Source organism: Polaribacter sp. Hel1_85, from assembly GCF_000766795.1.
In the GTDB taxonomy this organism is placed as follows: domain Bacteria; phylum Bacteroidota; class Bacteroidia; order Flavobacteriales; family Flavobacteriaceae; genus Polaribacter.
The window spans coordinates 465,766-483,760 of sequence record NZ_JPDS01000001.1 but is presented as its reverse complement, the minus strand read 5'-3'; the positions used below and the strand labels follow the sequence as shown (position 1 = coordinate 483,760).

The 17,995-nt window shown below is 30.6% G+C and carries 16 protein-coding genes; all 16 read right to left on the bottom strand.

Annotation, left to right across the window (positions count from 1 at the left end):
• Positions 1–15: 15 nt before the first annotated feature.
• Complete coding sequence (locus PHEL85_RS02085; protein WP_036820439.1) at positions 16–1,236, bottom strand: ABC transporter permease; 1,221 nt, start codon at positions 1,234–1,236, stop codon at positions 16–18.
• A gap of 2 nt (positions 1,237–1,238) precedes the next feature.
• Positions 1,239–1,982, bottom strand: coding sequence for an ABC transporter ATP-binding protein (locus PHEL85_RS02080; RefSeq protein ID WP_036820436.1), 744 nt, complete (start codon positions 1,980–1,982; stop codon positions 1,239–1,241).
• 6 nt (positions 1,983–1,988) lie between these two features.
• Positions 1,989–3,191, bottom strand: coding sequence for an efflux RND transporter periplasmic adaptor subunit (locus tag PHEL85_RS02075; protein WP_036820433.1), 1,203 nt, complete (start codon positions 3,189–3,191; stop codon positions 1,989–1,991).
• Between the two features lie 11 nt (positions 3,192–3,202).
• Complete coding sequence (locus tag PHEL85_RS02070) at positions 3,203–4,531, bottom strand: TolC family protein (protein WP_036820430.1); 1,329 nt, start codon at positions 4,529–4,531, stop codon at positions 3,203–3,205.
• 251 nt (positions 4,532–4,782) lie between these two features.
• Positions 4,783–6,471 carry a patatin-like phospholipase family protein gene (locus tag PHEL85_RS02065; protein WP_036820428.1) on the bottom strand — a complete coding sequence of 563 codons (1,689 nt, stop codon included), beginning with the start codon at positions 6,469–6,471 and terminating at the stop codon, positions 4,783–4,785.
• 272 nt (positions 6,472–6,743) lie between these two features.
• Positions 6,744–7,109: a GerW family sporulation protein gene (locus PHEL85_RS02055; protein ID WP_036820420.1), complete on the bottom strand. Its 366-nt coding sequence runs from the start codon at positions 7,107–7,109 to the stop codon at positions 6,744–6,746.
• An 820-nt stretch (positions 7,110–7,929) separates the two neighbouring features.
• Positions 7,930–8,271, bottom strand: coding sequence for a UvrD-helicase domain-containing protein (locus PHEL85_RS02040; RefSeq protein ID WP_036820412.1), 342 nt, complete (start codon positions 8,269–8,271; stop codon positions 7,930–7,932).
• Positions 8,272–8,312: 41 nt separating this feature from the next.
• Entirely contained in the window at positions 8,313–8,450 is a 138-nt protein-coding gene (locus tag PHEL85_RS17570; RefSeq protein WP_081965059.1) for a DUF4357 domain-containing protein, read from the bottom strand.
• 14 nt (positions 8,451–8,464) lie between these two features.
• Positions 8,465–8,722: a type I restriction-modification system subunit M N-terminal domain-containing protein gene (locus tag PHEL85_RS02035; RefSeq protein ID WP_036820410.1), complete on the bottom strand. Its 258-nt coding sequence runs from the start codon at positions 8,720–8,722 to the stop codon at positions 8,465–8,467.
• A gap of 564 nt (positions 8,723–9,286) precedes the next feature.
• Entirely contained in the window at positions 9,287–10,258 is a 972-nt protein-coding gene (locus tag PHEL85_RS02030; RefSeq protein WP_036820407.1) for an IS110 family transposase, read from the bottom strand.
• Between the two features lie 267 nt (positions 10,259–10,525).
• Positions 10,526–10,897, bottom strand: a complete 372-nt coding sequence (locus PHEL85_RS02025; RefSeq protein ID WP_036820404.1) for an HU family DNA-binding protein — start codon at positions 10,895–10,897, stop codon at positions 10,526–10,528.
• An 833-nt stretch (positions 10,898–11,730) separates the two neighbouring features.
• Positions 11,731–11,910 (bottom strand): hypothetical protein, encoded by a 180-nt coding sequence (locus tag PHEL85_RS02020; protein WP_036820401.1) that lies wholly within the window; start codon positions 11,908–11,910, stop codon positions 11,731–11,733.
• A gap of 26 nt (positions 11,911–11,936) precedes the next feature.
• Positions 11,937–14,966 (bottom strand): LamG-like jellyroll fold domain-containing protein, encoded by a 3,030-nt coding sequence (locus PHEL85_RS02015; RefSeq protein ID WP_036820398.1) that lies wholly within the window; start codon positions 14,964–14,966, stop codon positions 11,937–11,939.
• A gap of 120 nt (positions 14,967–15,086) precedes the next feature.
• The gene (locus PHEL85_RS02010; RefSeq protein WP_036820396.1) at positions 15,087–15,818 is read right to left on the bottom strand and encodes a LytR/AlgR family response regulator transcription factor; all 732 of its coding nucleotides are present in this window, start codon (positions 15,816–15,818) and stop codon (positions 15,087–15,089) included.
• Entirely contained in the window at positions 15,811–17,547 is a 1,737-nt protein-coding gene (locus PHEL85_RS02005; RefSeq protein WP_036820392.1) for a sensor histidine kinase, read from the bottom strand. The genes PHEL85_RS02010 and PHEL85_RS02005 overlap by 8 nt, the downstream gene beginning before the upstream one ends.
• 250 nt (positions 17,548–17,797) lie before the next feature.
• On the bottom strand, positions 17,798–17,977 hold the full coding sequence (locus PHEL85_RS02000; protein WP_036820389.1) for a hypothetical protein: 180 nt from the start codon (positions 17,975–17,977) through the stop codon (positions 17,798–17,800).
• Positions 17,978–17,995 lie beyond the last annotated feature (18 nt).

Here is a 17,995-nt window from a genome sequence, read left to right as displayed (position 1 = left end):
ATATTAGCGTATTAATTATTCGTAACGTAAAGCTGTTATTGGGTCTAATGCTGATGCTTTTCTTGCAGGATACCATCCAAAGAAAATACCTGTTAAAGCACACACTGCAAAAGATATGATGATAGAATACAAAGCAACACTTGTAGGCCAGTTTAAGAATTTCTCTATAAAAACCGTGGCCGAAAGCCCTAAAATTACCCCTAAAATTCCACCAGTGATACTTATTAAAATAGCTTCAATTAAAAACTGCATTAAAATATCTGAGCCCTTACCTCCTACTGCCATTCGTAAACCTATTTCTTTGGTACGTTCTTTCACAGAAACATACATAATATTCATAATACCAATACCACCAATTAATAACGAGATACTTGCAACTGCCACTAGTAGAATGGTTAACATTTCACTCGTTGAACTAAAGGTTGAAATTAATTCTTCCATAGAACGTACGGTAAAATCATCATCTTCAGTAGCTGTTAATTTGTGTTGCGAACGTAAAATATCTGTTACTTGTGTTACTGCTTCAGGAGCATCATCTTCACTAATAGCAGAAGCCATAATTTGATTTAAATAATCGATGGCCAAAATACGTTTTTGAACTGTTGTGTAAGGTGCAATCACTACATCATCTTGATCTTGTCCAAAAGTATTTTCTCCTTTTTCTTCTAATACCCCAATTACTTTAAACGGAATATTATTAAATCGAATCATTTGTCCAACTGGTTCTTGTCCATCAGGAAACACATTATCAACAACAGTTTGTCCAATTAACACCACCTTAGAGGCTGTTTGTACAGCAATATCTGTAAACATACTTCCACTTTGTAAACCAACAACTTTTATATTAAGATAGTCTGGATTTACACCATAAATAGTACTTGGCCAGTTGTTAGAACCATTAATAACTTGACCACCACTATTTACAACGGGTGTAATATAACTTAACAATTCACTTTTTTCTTTTATAACTTCATAATCTTGAAGGGTTAATGTTTGTACATTACCACCACTTCCTCTTGCAGGACCTCTATCATCTGCACCAGGTCTAATGGTAATCATGTTAGAACCCATTGCAGAAATTGTTGTACGAATGCTTTCTTTAGAACCTTCTCCAATAGCCAACATCGCAATTACAGATGCAACACCAATAATAATACCTAACATGGTTAGCAATGTTCTTGTTTTATTAAGAACGATGGCTTTAAATGCGATTTTTAATAAATTTAATAGTCTCATAATTAATCTTCTTGTTTAGGTAATTTTGCTAATTCTTCTGTTGCAGACAGTACATTCGTATTTTTATAATCTTTAATAATGTTTCCGTCTCTTAAAACAATGGTTCTATGGCTAAATAATGCAATATCTGGTTCGTGAGTTACAAATACTATAGTGATACCTTGTTTGTTTAACTCTTGAAAAATAGACATGATTTCGTAGGCTGTTCTTGTGTCTAGATTTCCTGTAGCCTCATCTGCTAGAATCATAACTGGGTTGTTTACCAATGATCTTGCAATAGCCACACGTTGTTGTTGTCCTCCTGAAAGTTGGGAAGGTGTGTGATCCATTCTTTCTTTTAAACCAACCATTTCTATGGCTTTTATAGCCCTGTCACGTCGCTCTTCTGAAGATACTTTACTATTGTAGAACAAGGGTAATTCTACATTTTCTAATGCCGATGTTCTTGCCAATAAATTATACGATTGAAAAATAAAGCCTATTTTTTCGTTTCGTATAGTAGCCAATTGGTTTCTAGTTAAATCCTTCATTTTTACTCCATCAATTTCGTAAATTCCAGAAGTAGGTTGGTCTAAACAGCCTAAAATATTTAACAAAGTACTTTTTCCTGAACCACTAGAGCCCATTATGGTCACAAATTCGCCTTCATTTATTGTGAAAGAGATCCCTCGTAAAGCATGAACAGTTTCAGGCCCCATGATAAACTCTCGTTTTAAATCTTCTATTTTTATAATTTCTTTAGGCATGGCTTTTTATTTTTTCTTTGATCCTGGACGTTGTGGCATAAAAGGACTTTCATTTGTACCACCTGCACTTGCCTCAGATTTAGCAACACCTTTTAAACTGTATACTAATTTATCGCCTTGAGTTATTCCGCTTAAAACCTGTACGTTTACACCATCACTAGCACCTAATGTCACTACTTTTGAAGTTATAACACCATTGGCACCTAACACCCAAAGTGTTGTATTTTCATTGCTACTACTAGTGTCGCTAATTGGTAAATTGTGTTGTGAATTATATTCTGCTAACATTTGTGCGTTTGGTTTAAAATTTATTGCTTTAGCTTCAGCTGTTAAAACATTATTTAGCTCTAAAGTATAAATAGAAATGGTTGCTGTTAACCCTGGTTTTAGTTTTAAATCTTCATTTTCAGCTTTAATAACTACTGTATACGTCACTACATTTGAAGTAACTGTTGGATCTAAACGTATCTGTGTTACAACACCATTAAAGATTTCACCTATATAAGCATCTACCGTAAATGTGACACGTTGTCCATCTTTAACTTGTCCAATATCAGCTTCATCAACATCAGCCTCAACTTGCATTTCTTTTAAATCTTGTGCAATAGTAAAAAGTGTTGGTGTACTATAACTTGCAGCAACTGTTTGACCTTCATCTATATCTCTAGAAAGTACTACCCCATCTATAGGCGAATAAATATTAGCATATCCTAAATTTGTTTTAGCAGATTGTAAATCAGATAAACGTTGTGTAACTGTCCCTTTTGCTGTTTCGTAATTATAAGTTGCTTCATCGAAATCAGCCTTACTAATTACTTGGTTATCATACAACGATTTTTGTCTGTCATAAATCGTCTTCATATAATTTCTTTGCGTTACTGCGTTGTCGTAAGATGCTTGCGCTTGTGTTTTAGAGGCTCTTAAATTCGTTTTATCTAATTCTGCAATTAATTGCCCTTCTTTAACCACACTATTATAATCTACATATATTTTTTCTACTACTCCAGATACTTGTGTACCAACATCTACTTGATTTGTAGGTTCTATAGTTCCTGTTGCTGTAACCATGGTAGTTACATTTGCTTTTTTTGCAGTGATTGTTTTTGCTTCTATTATCATAGCATCATCTCCATTTAAAAAGAAGTATCCTGCAATAGCAAATAGTACGATTACAATGCTGCCTATGATGATGTTTTTATTTTTTTTCATGATTCTATTGATTAAAGTTTGATGTCGTTTCCTTGATAAAATTGTAATAATTGGTGGTATAAAATATTTAAGTATTTTGCTTGTAAATAGTTTTGTTGTGCATTGGTAAATGTATTTTGACTAATCACTAAATCGGTTGTACTTAAACCACCCAATTCGTATTTTTTTTGCGCGAGTTTATAACTTTGTTCTGCACTAACCTTAGAAGCTTCTGCCGCAATTACTTGTTCTTGTGCAGATACTGCATTTTGATAAGCAGTTTCTACTTTTTTATACACCTCTTTTTCTGTAGATAATTTTTGTATTTCTGCTTTTTCTATATTGATGGAAGCAGTTTGTACAGCACTTTTAGTTTGATTTCTATTAAAAATCGGAATCGTTAATGACAATCCTAATTTCTGATTGAAATTCACATCAAACTGATCAGAAAATGTACTTGTATTGATACTTGTATAACCAGACCCCATACTTCCTGATAAAGCTAGTGTTGGTAAAAATCCACCTTTTGCAATGTCTAGTTCTTTTTCGTTTGCTTCAATATTTAAATTACTTGCTTTAATTTCTGGTAAAAATCCTAAAGCTTTACTATAGACATCAACCTTGTTCAATTCTAGGTTTACTAAATCCATATTTTCATCAATAGTTTCAATTTCTATATCTTGTAATGGTGATAATTCTAATAATTGTTTTAGAGCTATTATGTATTGTTGATATTCATTTTTAGCGGTAATAACATTGTATTTGTTTGTAGCTGCCTGACTTTGAGCTTCTGTATAATCACTTAAAGAAATTGTACCCGCATCTAAACGAGATTTTGCTCTTAAAACTTCTTTTTCTGAAGCTGCTAAGTTATTTTCTGATATCAAAATACTTTCTTTACTATACAGCGTTTGCAAATACGTTTCTAAAAGATTTAAAACAATGTTATTCTTTTCTACTTCTTCTTGAAAAAAACTTTGATCTAACAGTAGTTTATTTTGTTTAATCTGATTGTTAATTTGGTTTCCTTGAAACAATGTCATTGAACTGTTTATACCAACATTTGTGCTATGTATTTGATCTGTTACATAATCACTACTAATTGGATCAATGGTATTTCCGTTAGAAAAACTTTGAGAAGCACTCCCAAATAAATTGGGTAATCTTGCTGATTTTACTTTGTTATAATCTATTTCAGCAATACTTTTATTGAGCGTTGCATCTTTAACTGTAATATTATTTTCTAAAGCATATGTAATACAATCTTGTAAAGACCATATTTTTGGTGATGTGTTAGAAGCTTCTTGTGCGAATGAAATTTGCACAAATAAGAAACTTGCAATGATGAAGTATAATTTCATTTTTAAGGTGTTTTAATTGAACACTTCAAAGGTGAAACTATATGTATTCTTATAAAAAAGTAATAGAAGTTTGAGAGTATTGACTATACAGAAAGTCCTTTTTTATCGATGAGTTTTTTTGGTGTTTTGAATTTTTACGAAAATTAAAAAATTGGTCAGTTATAAAAATCGATTATTATACAGCCTTTATACTTTATTTTTTTTCTATTGATGAATACTAAATCAAGTTCAGCACAAGCATCATCAAAAACTTATTTACTTTTACCAACCTTTAACGCTTCCACTAAAAACAAAGGGTTTTTGTTAAACTCTTTCCAATCTTTTAAAAGTAATTTATAAAGATCGTCAATAGCAACAGTATCTATATTTTCTTGTATTTCAGGGTCTTTTTTTAAATCTAAAATATAATCTAGTAATTTATAACAGGTAGTAAACTGTCCGCAAGAAATAAGTGAGTCCATTCTGTTTTTAGAAATATCTGTTTTGTCCCACCATAAAGTGGTAAGTGTTTCAGAAGCAATTAACCCAATGCTTTTTAAAACTTTACTAGGTGCAGGTTTTATGTCTTTTTTATAACTAAATGTATTTGTATAGGCTGTTTTTTCGCCATTTAATTCATACACAGTAGCTGTAATCTTTTTATGCTTTAAAGAAGGTGTTGCGTATAATAAATCGTAATTTAAACGGCGTATTTGTTTTAAAAAGATGTCATTTACCATGGTAACTGTAGAAGTTGCACGGTCTTTAAGCATGCGTTGTATCAAATTAATATTTAGGTTATTAAAACTTGTAATATCATCTACAAGTACTGCAGGTACATTCTTTTTAAATAGGTTTTTAAACCAATTAATTCCAATACTTTTTGCGATTCCACCAAGAATTCCAAATGAGGTTAATGTAAGCCCGATACCTGTAAGTATACTTCCTAATATATACAAAGAGGTCCAAGCAGTATTGCTAATAATTTTAAAAGAGTTTAAAAGTATCATTAAAATACCAACAACTAATAAAAGCCAATACAAAGGTTTTAGGCTAATAAAACTTAGAATTTTAGCAATATTGTCTTTTAAACTAGTACTTTTATCAATAGAAGAAGTATCAGATTGCCATGGGTCCATTTTAAAACTTCCAACATCATTTACAATGATTAAATCTAGCTCACGTTTTCTGCTACTTTGTTTGCTAATATTTATCATACTTCCAATACCTTGATTGTCTGTAATGCCTCCATCCATAATTCCGATTCCATCTATAAAACGTTCTAAACTTTTTAAGGATTTGTAATCGGTAGATTTTTGATCTTTGTAATAATCATCTGGATATACAATGGGTTCAAAACCTAATGGAAAACAGGAAGATGAAGCAACAATATCTCCCAATTGAGTTTTGTATTGCATTTTTTTAATCTGACTGTTGTGCAAAGGTTTATTACCAAAATTACCTGTGTTTTGAAATCGAAATGGTAATCCGAATGAAAAATCGGTCGCATTAAAACATACGTGTTTTAAATGATCTGATTGAGTGTTTTCAAAAAGCTCAAAACTTCCTTTAAAGATATCCATATCTGCATAGGTTAACGCAAATGCATTAATCAGTGATCGTTTTTTATGTGGATGCTGTTTCCAAACGTTATCATCTTCTAATTTGTTGATTGCCGTGGCTAAAAGTTTGTCGTTTTCTGGTGTAAATAAGTTGTAAAATTTTGTATAAAAGTCTTCAAAATTATAATTGGGTTCTTGTGTTGCTTTTGCATACGCCATTCCTAATAAGGTACCTCCACTTACTGTACTGATTGCTTCTACATTGTTTAACAATGAGTTTTCTTTATATTTAATTTTGTTTAAATAAGAAATTACTCCAAGTCCAAAAAATGTTGCGCGATACCCTCCTCCACTAAAACAAAGTCCGATACTTTCAAAAGGTTTAAAATCGTTTTTCATAGCTATTTTATTTTTTAAAAGTTGTTCTATAAAAATAGGGATTTAAAATTAAATGTAAGCAGATATAGTACATGTTTTAATAGGTGTTTTTACCTGATTACTATGGTTTTTCTTTAGATTTTATTCTTAAATACAGCTACTACTCACAATATCTATCTGAATTTGTATCAGAATTATTATTGTTCCCTGATACAGGTAAGTACATTCAGCAAAAAAAACTGAATATGTTTTTTGAAAACATATTCAGTTCTAAAGATTACAAAGAAAAAAACTTATAAAGCTGGTTCCATTCTTTTATCAACAACTTTTTCAATTAAATCTGGTATTTTTTCAAATGCTGCAGCTAATCCGTGCGTTTTTCCTGCTTCAACAAAAGAAATTTTATCTCCTTTTGTTACCAAAAAACCAATAGGTTCTATCCCTACTCCAGCACCTGCTCCCATGCCTTGTCCTTTACCTTTTGTTTTTGCATCTGTGCCTTCTCCTCCACCAGATCCAAATCCCATACCTACTTTAATAACAGGTACGCATTTAAATTCTCCTAAATCAAACTGTTCCCCTATAACAGTATTTGTGTTTGCTTCCGTTTTCATAAACTCAGTAATCTGGTTTAATAATTCTTCAAAATGTAGTTCCATAATATTTCGTTTTATATGTTAATAAATGATTTAATAATATTAATGGGGCTGTTCTCTATTTCTAAAACTAATTCATTTTTATTTTGAAAGTTTACACTGAAACTTCCTTTATAAAAATTTATAAATGTTACTAAGGGGTATAATTTTGCATTTAAAATACAATCTCCTGTGTCTATATTTAACCAGAATTGCTTTACCTTAAAAGAACGTAAAACTTTTATTATCTGGCTAAAATTGATGCTTTTATGCTTCTTTTTCACGATCTTATTTTCTTTTTTCTTCTTTGTTTTTATACGTTTAGCTTTAAACGGATAAAAATAAAAGGTCAAAAAAAAACTTCAAGTTTCACTCTTAAGATTTCTTCTGAATGATATTCTGCGCTAACTTTTGCCAATCCTTTTATGTGAACATAATATTGGTTTGTAGTTGTAGCTACAAATAGTACAACAGGTACAAATAACAGGTACAATATCAATGCTAAAAACAGCATCAAAAAAATAGTGAGAACCATCATGTAATTTTATATAAAAGAACAAAAAATACACATTTAACACAATGACCTACATCATGTTAACTAAATAGTTATTAACATTTTAAAAATGATAATTCTTATAATTACACTTAATGCTGATAACATCTACCACTTGCATTCTTTGTTTTTCGTTTACAACGTGAACCTGTTTTTGTTTTCCCCGTGCATTGTGTTGCTATAGCTTTCTTTTTGGAAGTTGTATTACTTTTATTTGTCGTTGTTAAGGAATTTGATGTTGTTTTCTTTTTTGAGGTAGATTTTGTATTTTCTAATGTTGGTTTGCAAACTTTACAAGCAGAATAACCTAATGATTTTTCTTTCTTTAGCTATTTCTTTTGGCTTATTACCACTGGTTTCTAATACCTTTTTGTAGAACCCTGTTTTATCCGCAGATAAAATCATACGGTCTACCATTTCATTAGCCGCATTTTTTGTAAAAGTGATGGCTAGAATACTTTTAGAATCTGCTTGCTCATCATTTATTAAGTAGTTTATTTTTTGAAGTAAAGTATTTGTTTTTCCAGAGCCAGCATCTGCTAATACTAAAATTCTTTTTTCTGATGAAAGTACTGCTTTTCGTTGTTGGTCATTTAAGGTACTTAAGTTTGTGCGAGTAATTACTTTTTGCATAGGGGGATATTTTTTATTATTACTTTTCTTTTTTTATTTTTTTACTTCCTTTTTAATTCATCTAACGTTTTACCTTCTTTGTCTTTCCACTTTGTCCAACCATTAGTAGAGCGTCCTAAAATTGTTGCAGCAGCAGCACTTGGAGAATTAAAGATGTAATCCTGCTGAAAAACATACATATCATTATCTTCTTTTAAGAATACCTTCTGCTAATAGGCGATTCTTCTCTAATGGCTTCTAAAGTGTCTTTATCTGTTACTTTTTTAAAGTCAGTTACTTTTTCACCAACCAATAACTCGTTGGCATATAATAATTGTTTTTCAGAAAGGTATTTGTAGAAAATAAATCCAAGGATATAATCACGATAATCGTCTGCGCTTATTTTTCCGCGTAATAAATTGGCAATTCCCCAAAGTTGTGACTCTAGTATTTTTTTATGGTCTTCTGACATTCTAAATAAGATTGGTTTTGCATTTTTTTTTTGAAGACTAAATGTAGCAATCTTTCACCTATTATAGAAGGAAAAAAGTGGGAAATGTAACGGAAATATAGAAGTGGCAGGCTAACGCGCTCAGTATACAGGTTGTATAGGGTATTTTTAGTTGATAACTCGTCCGTTTTGTTGATAAGTGGGTATTTTTTAACCCTCATTGCGCTTGTCCTCAACTCGGTTTAGTACCTAATAAAGCAATCTTTTTGATGATTTAGAATAAAATGATGAGATTACCACGTCTTTTTTGCTTAATTCCTAGCAAAAAGCGTCACAATAACGATTTGAGAATCACATTAGGAGGCAACTTTTACGCCATCCGTATGCAATTTGCATTGCATCCGTACGCGATACAAGTTGCATGCGTTCGCAATTTTGACTAAAAAGCAACAAAAAGGCATAAAAAAACCTCAATAACACGGGGTTATTGAGGTTTGATATCATTAAAATAATTGAGATTCCTCAATCGTACCTCATTTCGGAATGATCTGTGTTAAAAAACTATTATTTTTAGTTATTTTTTTTTTAATTTATGCAATATAAACTTTGATGGTTTTCATTGTAATATTTTTTGTTTTTTGCGATAGCAAAAATCTGTTTTATTAACTTATTTGCTATTGCGATTTTAATAACTCTCTCGGGTTTTCCTTTTTCTTTTAGTCTCTTATACATTTCCATACACGTTTTATTCACTCTTTTTGCAGACCAAGAACACAAGTATAATAACTTTCTAATTTGTGGTTTTCCCATTTTACAAATATGTCCCTTTCCCTTTACACTTGTTCCTGATTGATATAATCTTGGGCTAAAACCTACAAAAGCTGTGAGTTGTTTATAATTTTCAAATTTTGTAAAATTGTCTGTAATAACACTCATCATAATAGCCGTTTTCAGCCCGATCCCTGGAATTGTTTTTATTCTTTCGACCGTGTCTTTATAGGCTAATTTCCCTATTTGCTCTATCTTTTTCTCAAACTTATCTATGCGTCTTATTAATAATATTAGTACTTGTTTTAATTCTTTTCTAAGATCAGGACTCAACAAACCTGTTACTTCAAAGGATTCTAGTTGTCTTTTTGTTTGATGTTTTTGTTTTTTTAGTAATTCTAAAGCTGTGTAAAGTTGTTTAATCTCTATACTAGGTTTACTCTCTGGGCACCATCTTTTTAACTCATATTGAGCACCATATTCGGCAATTGTCTTTGCGTCTTTTTTATCCGTTTTTGCTCTATATAATCTTGTTTGACTATATCTTCTAATTATCAATGGATTTAATACACATACATTAAAATTAGATGCATGTAAAAAAGTTGCTAACTGAACATAATAAGGACCACTAGCCTCCATTACAATCCAGTCTGATGTACCAATCAATTTAGTAAATTGCTCAAATCCTCTATTTTGATTTTTAAAAATTTTGTGTATCCATTTATCTTTTTCTAAATAAGAAACATCAAAGGTTTGCTTACTAATATCAATTCCTATAATTTTACTCATATCAAATGTTTTTATAGAAAAATTACTACATTTACTTATCAATCCTAAATACAGACTTAGACGTCTAATGATCTGTTCAAGTTTATGTAGTAAGAGGTAAAGTGATTAGCATTGCGAACGGTCTTTAATGACAAATGACGGACTATAATCTTTTCCTTTACCCTTACTTTTCTTGTTAAATATTAAATCTAATTTAAACTTTTTTAAAACAGATTATTATATTTTACAAACATAGGATGACAACCGAAACAAAGACCGCTTCTTAGACTAACTCGCTTTCTGAAAAGACAAGGTTTGTAATAATTCAGCAGGACGAAACAGAATTCGAGATTTAGTAACAGCACTTGCAGTTACTTCTGCTTCTGTATCAAAGCCTTCCGAACTTAAGCCTACTTGAAAATTCCCTAATTTCCCCAAACGAACAATGCGTCCTTCTTTGAGTTCTCTCACAATGTTTTTTTCTAACACGTTTAGTACTGCCAAACAATCGGTGTCTGTTACCGTACATTGCTCAGAAATCATTTCTGCTAAAGATTCGAAGTCTACACTTCCGTTGGCTTTTACAGCCGCATAATATTTTGGCGTTGCTGTAAAATCTTGAGGGTTTTTCCTCGGTATTATTTTGAATTGAATACTCATATTCTTTTGTATTTAAAAATTAAAATTCTTCTTATAATCTTTATTTTTAGAGGCGTTATAAAGGACTTCCTCTTTGGGTACGCTTTAAAAACTCTGCAATAGTTTGCCCAACCACACACGTTTTTTGTGTAGTTCAACTACAAGCAAGGGTGATGCCTATAGGAGTTTTCGCTAAAAAATTAAGTCATGTTCTTACCAAATTGCAGTTTGTTGGACTGCTTTAAAATATTAACTAATTATTTTTGGTAAGCTTTAAGAAGAATTGTAATTTTATGGTCTCAAGATGAAACTACACACTTCTTAAAGTGTTACCGTTTTAAAAAAAGCCTTAAAACAACATTTTTAAGGTTTTTTGCTTTTTACAAAGATACGACATCATTTGTTTTTTAAGAATGAAGTTATCAACAGTTTATAGGCACTTTTGTTTAGTTTAGTAAACTAAAACTAACAGTATCAAGGCTTTTGACATAACTGCTGTATCTTTATGATGTAAAATTAAGGCCTTTATTTTTCTATACAAGAGGATACTTATTCACAAATCCCTTGAAGTTTTCAACGTTTTTTAAAAAAAGCTACTTTTAAAAATGAATAATTACCATTAATGACTCTTTTTTGGGTACTTATTAACATGGAATCATACCGAGAAGAATAGTACTTAAATAAATAACTGTCTTTTTTTCCTTATTTATTACTTGAAAAAAAGACAAAAGAAACTATATACATTTTTAAAAAAAACTCACAGAAAAAAGCCCAATTATACTATATTGGACTTTTAACATAATTGAAATCTGGGCGGGGGGATTTCATTTTCTTTTAGAATGAATTTTTATCAATTAAAAACCTTCTCCAGGAGCTTCTGGGCTTGCAGCTTGTGCTTTTTGAGGGTTTAAAATTAAATATGTTCCTAAAGCTGTTAGTGCAGCATATTTACCATAATTCCCTATTTTTTTAATTGCATCTTTACGAGAAATTTCTTGCGCTGTATCTTGAGTATTTTTTTCCTTATTCTTCATGATGTTATGTCTTTTAATTCTCGGTATTATTCTAAAATTATTTTCTTGTTCAATGTTCCTTTTTCAGTTTGTAACTCAACTAGATAAACACCTGTGGTTAATTTTGGTAAAGAAATATCTTTTACACCATTTGCTTGAAATGTTGAATTCAATACTACTTCTCTGAGAATAGTATACACTTTTATAGAAGCGTGTTTGCCTTGTAATCCTGCTATTCTTAAAGTAGTAGCATCTGTTTTATAAATGCTGATGTTTTGCAATGGAAAATTAGTGTCTATATTTAGTGCTTTGCCTGTAGTAGTGTGTAAATAAAACCTTCCAATTCCGTTTAAAGCTGTTGTTAAAGTAACTTTATAAGTACTATTTGTTTCATCTAAACGAGTAAATGTATTTGTTTCCCTATCTTCTAAAAAAACTTTTATATCATTTGGTAAGTTTAAAGCTTCTGTAGAAAATGCAATCTCTAAACCGGTTGCTGCATTTACACCAATAGGAATAATCATGTTTTCATAATTTGCATCTGGTAAAGACTGCTTCATAAAGTTTACTCCTTCGTTATTGCTAACCAATTGAGAATATAGATTAAAACTAGAAGATTGTCCTGTAAATATTCCAATATCAAACCTTGGGTCTAAACCAGTAGTTTTATCAGATAAGTAATTAATTTCGGTAGACTTAGTTCTAGAACCATCATTAAGTGTTACTATTATTTTTGGGTTGACAGTTCTGTAAAAAGTAGAGCTTACTTGATGGCTCTGCATTGCTTTGGTAAATGTTACAGACGTAGAAGCTACATTCGCATTTACAAAGAACCCTTGACCTGGATGAATTTGACCCGTTGTTAATGATTGGTATTCACCTACACCTCCATTTGCACTTGCATTCCAAATATAAATAGCTTCGTGCGTATCTGTTAATGGTGTAGTATTTGCTGCTAAAAAAGTAGCAATGTTTATATAAGCAGGAAAAGGATTACCTACTAAAGTCCATCTGTTTTGATTTGCTCCACCAATATCATTGGCTGTAATAGTTGGGTTTATTGGTGGTGCAGGAAAAGTCCCCATAAAACTATAGTTACCAGTTCCTGTTCTTTTTAGAGAATACCCTGTTCCAGAACCAAAAGTAGTTGCTGTACCCGAATCTTGAAAATAGACCCAATCTCCATCTGCATCACTTGTATTTATATACCGTGCAAGGGCTTCATTTGGTAGATTGGTTGCAATACTATTTGCGGTGTTCCAAGTATCATCATATTGTTCTCCTGTAACAGGAGAAGAAACTAAATGCCATTTATCATCTGGGGCATTTACATTATAAATAAAATCTCCATTTACAGTAGCTGTACCCTCTAAAATTAAAGAACCTCCACTTTCTATAGTTACTGAAGAGGAAGCGTCTATAGTAATCTCATTTGCAACCGCACCTGTACTAGCACTAATTATCGGTTTTCTGGCTATATTTGGTATTAAAAGATCACTAGTAGTTGTTGGTATTGCCTCTGAAGTCCAATTTGTAGTAGTTGCCCAATTTGTATCTGTTGCACCTGTCCAAATATCATCTGCTATTCTTATATTACTAATTCGTTCACTAGGACTGATCCCACTGGCTGCAGTTACAGTAAAGGATGTTACATTGTTGAAGCCTAAAAATATAACTCCAGAACCAGTATGCGTTATTGCAACACCTGTTGAAGCAGTAATAGTCCAGGTATCTGGAATACTTATTTCTATACTGGCTACATTAACACCCCTAGAAAAAGTAGTAGTAGTAACAGTTGTTGTTGAAGTTAGAGATAAGCATTTTTCCACCGTATGCCACCAATAACCATCATCATTAGTACTCGCAGTAATTCCATTAATGGTTTCACTACCAGAATTATTACATGATTCTTCAGTGGTTAAATCACCTGAGAAAATTCTATTTGCCAAAAAAGTTATAATACCATGTTTTATATATCCCTCTATACCCGTTGTAGTTACCTCTATTTTTGTAACTGTAGTTTGTATGTTTGGTGGATTTACTTCATCTTCAGCCACCACATACACATCATAAGCTACGCCTGCTGTTAGGCCTGTAACACTAAAAGCATTGGTAAAAGCTGCTGAACTTACTTCTGCACTACCACTAGCAACTGCGCTAGAACCAAGATTGCCTGTACCAGCTTTTACCTCTGCAGGTGTTGGTGCTGTTGCATTATTTGTTAATACTACATAATAAATTTTTCCTGCTTCATCAATATCTGTGTTTAAAGTAAAACTTGTTTCTGTGATACTTACTGCTGATGGGGTGCTATTTTCAAAAATTGGTGGGATTGTACCACCAATAAACGGATTCGTTTCAGCATAGACCCAATTAGATGTTAGTCCTGTTAAAGTAAACCCACTTAAAGTTCCGCTATAATTATTACTAGTAGCATCCGTTAATGTAGTAACACTAGTATTATCTGCATTATGTGTTCCTTGATTAAATTTATAATACGCTACAAGATCCGTTTCTGTACCTACTAATTCATTATCTTTATTACTAGAGATCTCTGAAGCTGTTCTTGCGTCTTTCCAAACTCTAACACCATCTATATCACCTAAAAAAAATTCTGAATCACTAGTACTACCAATGATCAATGGAATACTTGGATTAGAAGTTGTATTGAATCCTGCTGCAATAGTTCCTACAGAAACCCCATTTTTAAAAACTTCTGTAGTAGTACTTGTTATAACAAATGCTAGATGGTACCATTCATCAGAATTAATAGTTGTAGATATTGTATAAAAACCTGCTCCATTATAAATACCAATGGTATTATTAGTGTTATTAATATGCAAGCTCCACCTTGTAGCCGCACCTAGACCATTTCTTACAGCAGCAAAACATTGATTATTGGCGCTTGATTGAGGGCGAACCCAAGTCTCTATAGTTCCTGTTGTAAAATCGAATTCACTGTTATAAGCAATAGTTACTTGATCGTTTGTACCATCAAAATTTAAATGTGTGCCTTGTTGTGCATTAACAGTAATTGATACTAGTAAAAAGAATACGAAAGTTATTTTTTTTATCATTGTTTTTAGCTTTGGTTACTAAAAATAAATAGTAAAAATAATCTAGCCAAAAATATGTGATGTATGCCTACTTTTTTGTGAAGTATGCTGTTTTTTCTTCTTTACGAACGTAAAAAAAAGTTATAAAGTGGAAAATAATGCTTCAATTTCTTTTTTATAAGTTTGAGATACAGGTATATCTACATTGTTAATGGTGACAAAATCTTTTCCTAAAACAGCTACTTTTTCCTTATTTATAATATACCGTTGATGGATTTGATGAAAAACTGTCGGGGGTAGTAATTTTTGAAATTCTGATAATTTACTTCTTACAACATGTGTTTTTTCTTTTAATTTTAGCTCTAGATAATTTCCATCAGATTTTATAAAAAAAATATCTTCTATTTTTAGTTTTACTCTTATATGCTTATCTTTTATATAAATAACATTATTTAAAATAGTACCTGAATCTGAAGTAATTGTCTCTTTTTGATTGTCTAAAAAATTTTGAATTGCAATACTAATAGTTGTTATTAAAGTTGGTTCTTGATAGGGTTTCATTAAATACCCATTTGGTTTGGTTTCTATAACTCCTTTTAATGTTTTCTGATCTCCATAAGCTGTTAAAAATACAATAGGTACGTTTAAATATTTACGTATTTGTTGTGCCAACCAAATACCATTTTTAGGTCCTGCTAAATTAATATCCAATAAGACTAAATCTACTGCGGTTTCTTGTAATATTCCCCATGCCTTTTCTGCTTTTGCTGCAGAACCAATTACTTCATAATCATTTCTTAAAAGCATTTGTTCTAAAGCGACTCTAGATATTGCCATATCTTCAACAATAAAAATTTTTAGACCATTATACATCTGTATCGTATTTATTTTTAAAAATAAAACGGTAGGTTAATCCGCCTTCATTAATAACCTCTAATTGTGCATCTATTTCTTCTGCAAACATTTTAATTAACTTTAAGCCTAATGTTTTATGTGTACTTTCTTTTAATTTTTTAGGCAAACCAACACCATTGTCTGAATAGGTAAATTTGTATTGTTTGCCTTTTATCTTTTCTAAAGAAACAACAATAACTCCTTTATCATCTTTAAAAGCATGTTTTAAAGAATTTGTAATCAATTCATTTAAAATTAACCCTAACGTTGTAGCATAATCTATTGGTAATGAAACATTTTTAGTATCTAAATTGTATACAATATTTTTACTTGGTGAGAATTGAAGAAGTCTACTTCCTAACTCTTTTAGATACTGATCTATAGATATTAACGATACAGTATCATCTTGATATAGCATTTCGTGCACTAAAGCTATAGAACTTATCTGCTTTTGTGATTCTTTTACCATAGCGGATGTTTTTGGATCATTATGCTTGTTTGCTTGTAAATACAATAAGCTAGAAGTTAGTTGTAAATTATTTTTAACTCTGTGATGAATTTCTTTGAGTAAAACCGTTTTTTGCTCTAATATATCTTCAATCTTAAATTTGTCTTTTCTCGATTTTATAAAAAAGAGAAGAAGAAGTAATAATAATATTCCAAAACAAAACAATATAAAGTATTGTACTCTTATCTCTTTCTCGTTTAGGATTATTTGGTTGTCTTTTTTTTCATTTAAATATTTAGCTTCAATTTCAGCTATTTCTTTTTGCTTATTATTTTTAAGCAATTGTTCATTATAACTATGGTATAATTCATTATACTTAATAGCCTCTTTAAACTGGTGAGTTTTAACAAAATTATGAAACAAGCGTTTAGAAAAATCTTTTTGTCTTTCTAAATAATTAATTTTGGTCGCTAATTCTAAGCCTTGTTTAAAATAATCTCTAGCTTTTTTATATAGTTTTGGATTCTCGTTTTTGGGTGGAGCAATATTGTACTCAATTCTTAAAAACTCTTCGCGCCCAATATTATACAGAACATCACACATTTCTATTCCAAGGTCTAATTTTTCTGCAATATTAAAAGCCTTAAAATAATACTTTAAAGCTAAATCTTTTTTATTCTGGGATTCATAGACATATGCTAATTCATTGTAAGAATATATCAATAATTTGTTTGCTTTTAATTCTTCTGCAATTTGTATACTTTTTTTAGACAACCTAATTACTTCGTCCTTATCATCAAATTTATCAGCAATAATTGCAGCTCTTCTGTTATAATAGTATGCCAATACTTCTTTACGAATGATATTCTTTTTACTAATTTTTTCAGCTTCTTCTATTAAATAAAAAGATTTTTCAATTTCATCTATTGATCTGTAAAATTCTGCTAAATTAATTTTTGCTTCAAATAAACCATTGTAATTATTTAAATTATTAAAAATTTTCTCTGCTTTTAAATAAAAAACTAAAGCACTTTCAATGTTCCCTATTAATCTATTTGCTTTTCCAAATTTTAAATAATATTCTGCCAATAAAGCTTCATCACAATTTTTACAATTCTTTGTACCAGCATCATAATAAAATACGGCAGAATCGTTTACAGATTTATCAAAGAAGAAATCTCCTTTTTTAAGTAAATCAATATTTTGGCCGAAAGTGAAAAACGGAAAGAATAGAATTAAAATTCTTTTAATTAATATCATAATACTATTGCAAATTGATTTATTATATTCAAAAAAACAAAAAAATGTGATACTTAAGTCATTTTATGTGAAGTTTGTGATTTTTAAACTTTATTCAAAAAAATAAGTTGATCACTTTTTTTCTTAAAAAACTCCACCTTTTTAAATCATAAAACAATGCAAGAAAAAAGCCCAATCATGCTATATTGGACTTTTTACATAATTGAAACTTGAGGAAATTTCACTTTCTTTTAGAAAGGTTTTCTATCAATTAAAAACCTTCTCCAGGAGCTTCTGGGCTTGCAGCTTGTGCTTTTTGAGGACTTAAAATTAAATAAGTACCTAAAGCTGTTAACGCTGCATATTTACCATATGTCCCTATTTTCTTTATTGCGTCTTTACGAGTAATTTCTTGAGCCATATCTTGAGTATTTTTGGTATTATTTTTCATGATGTTTTATCTTTAAAA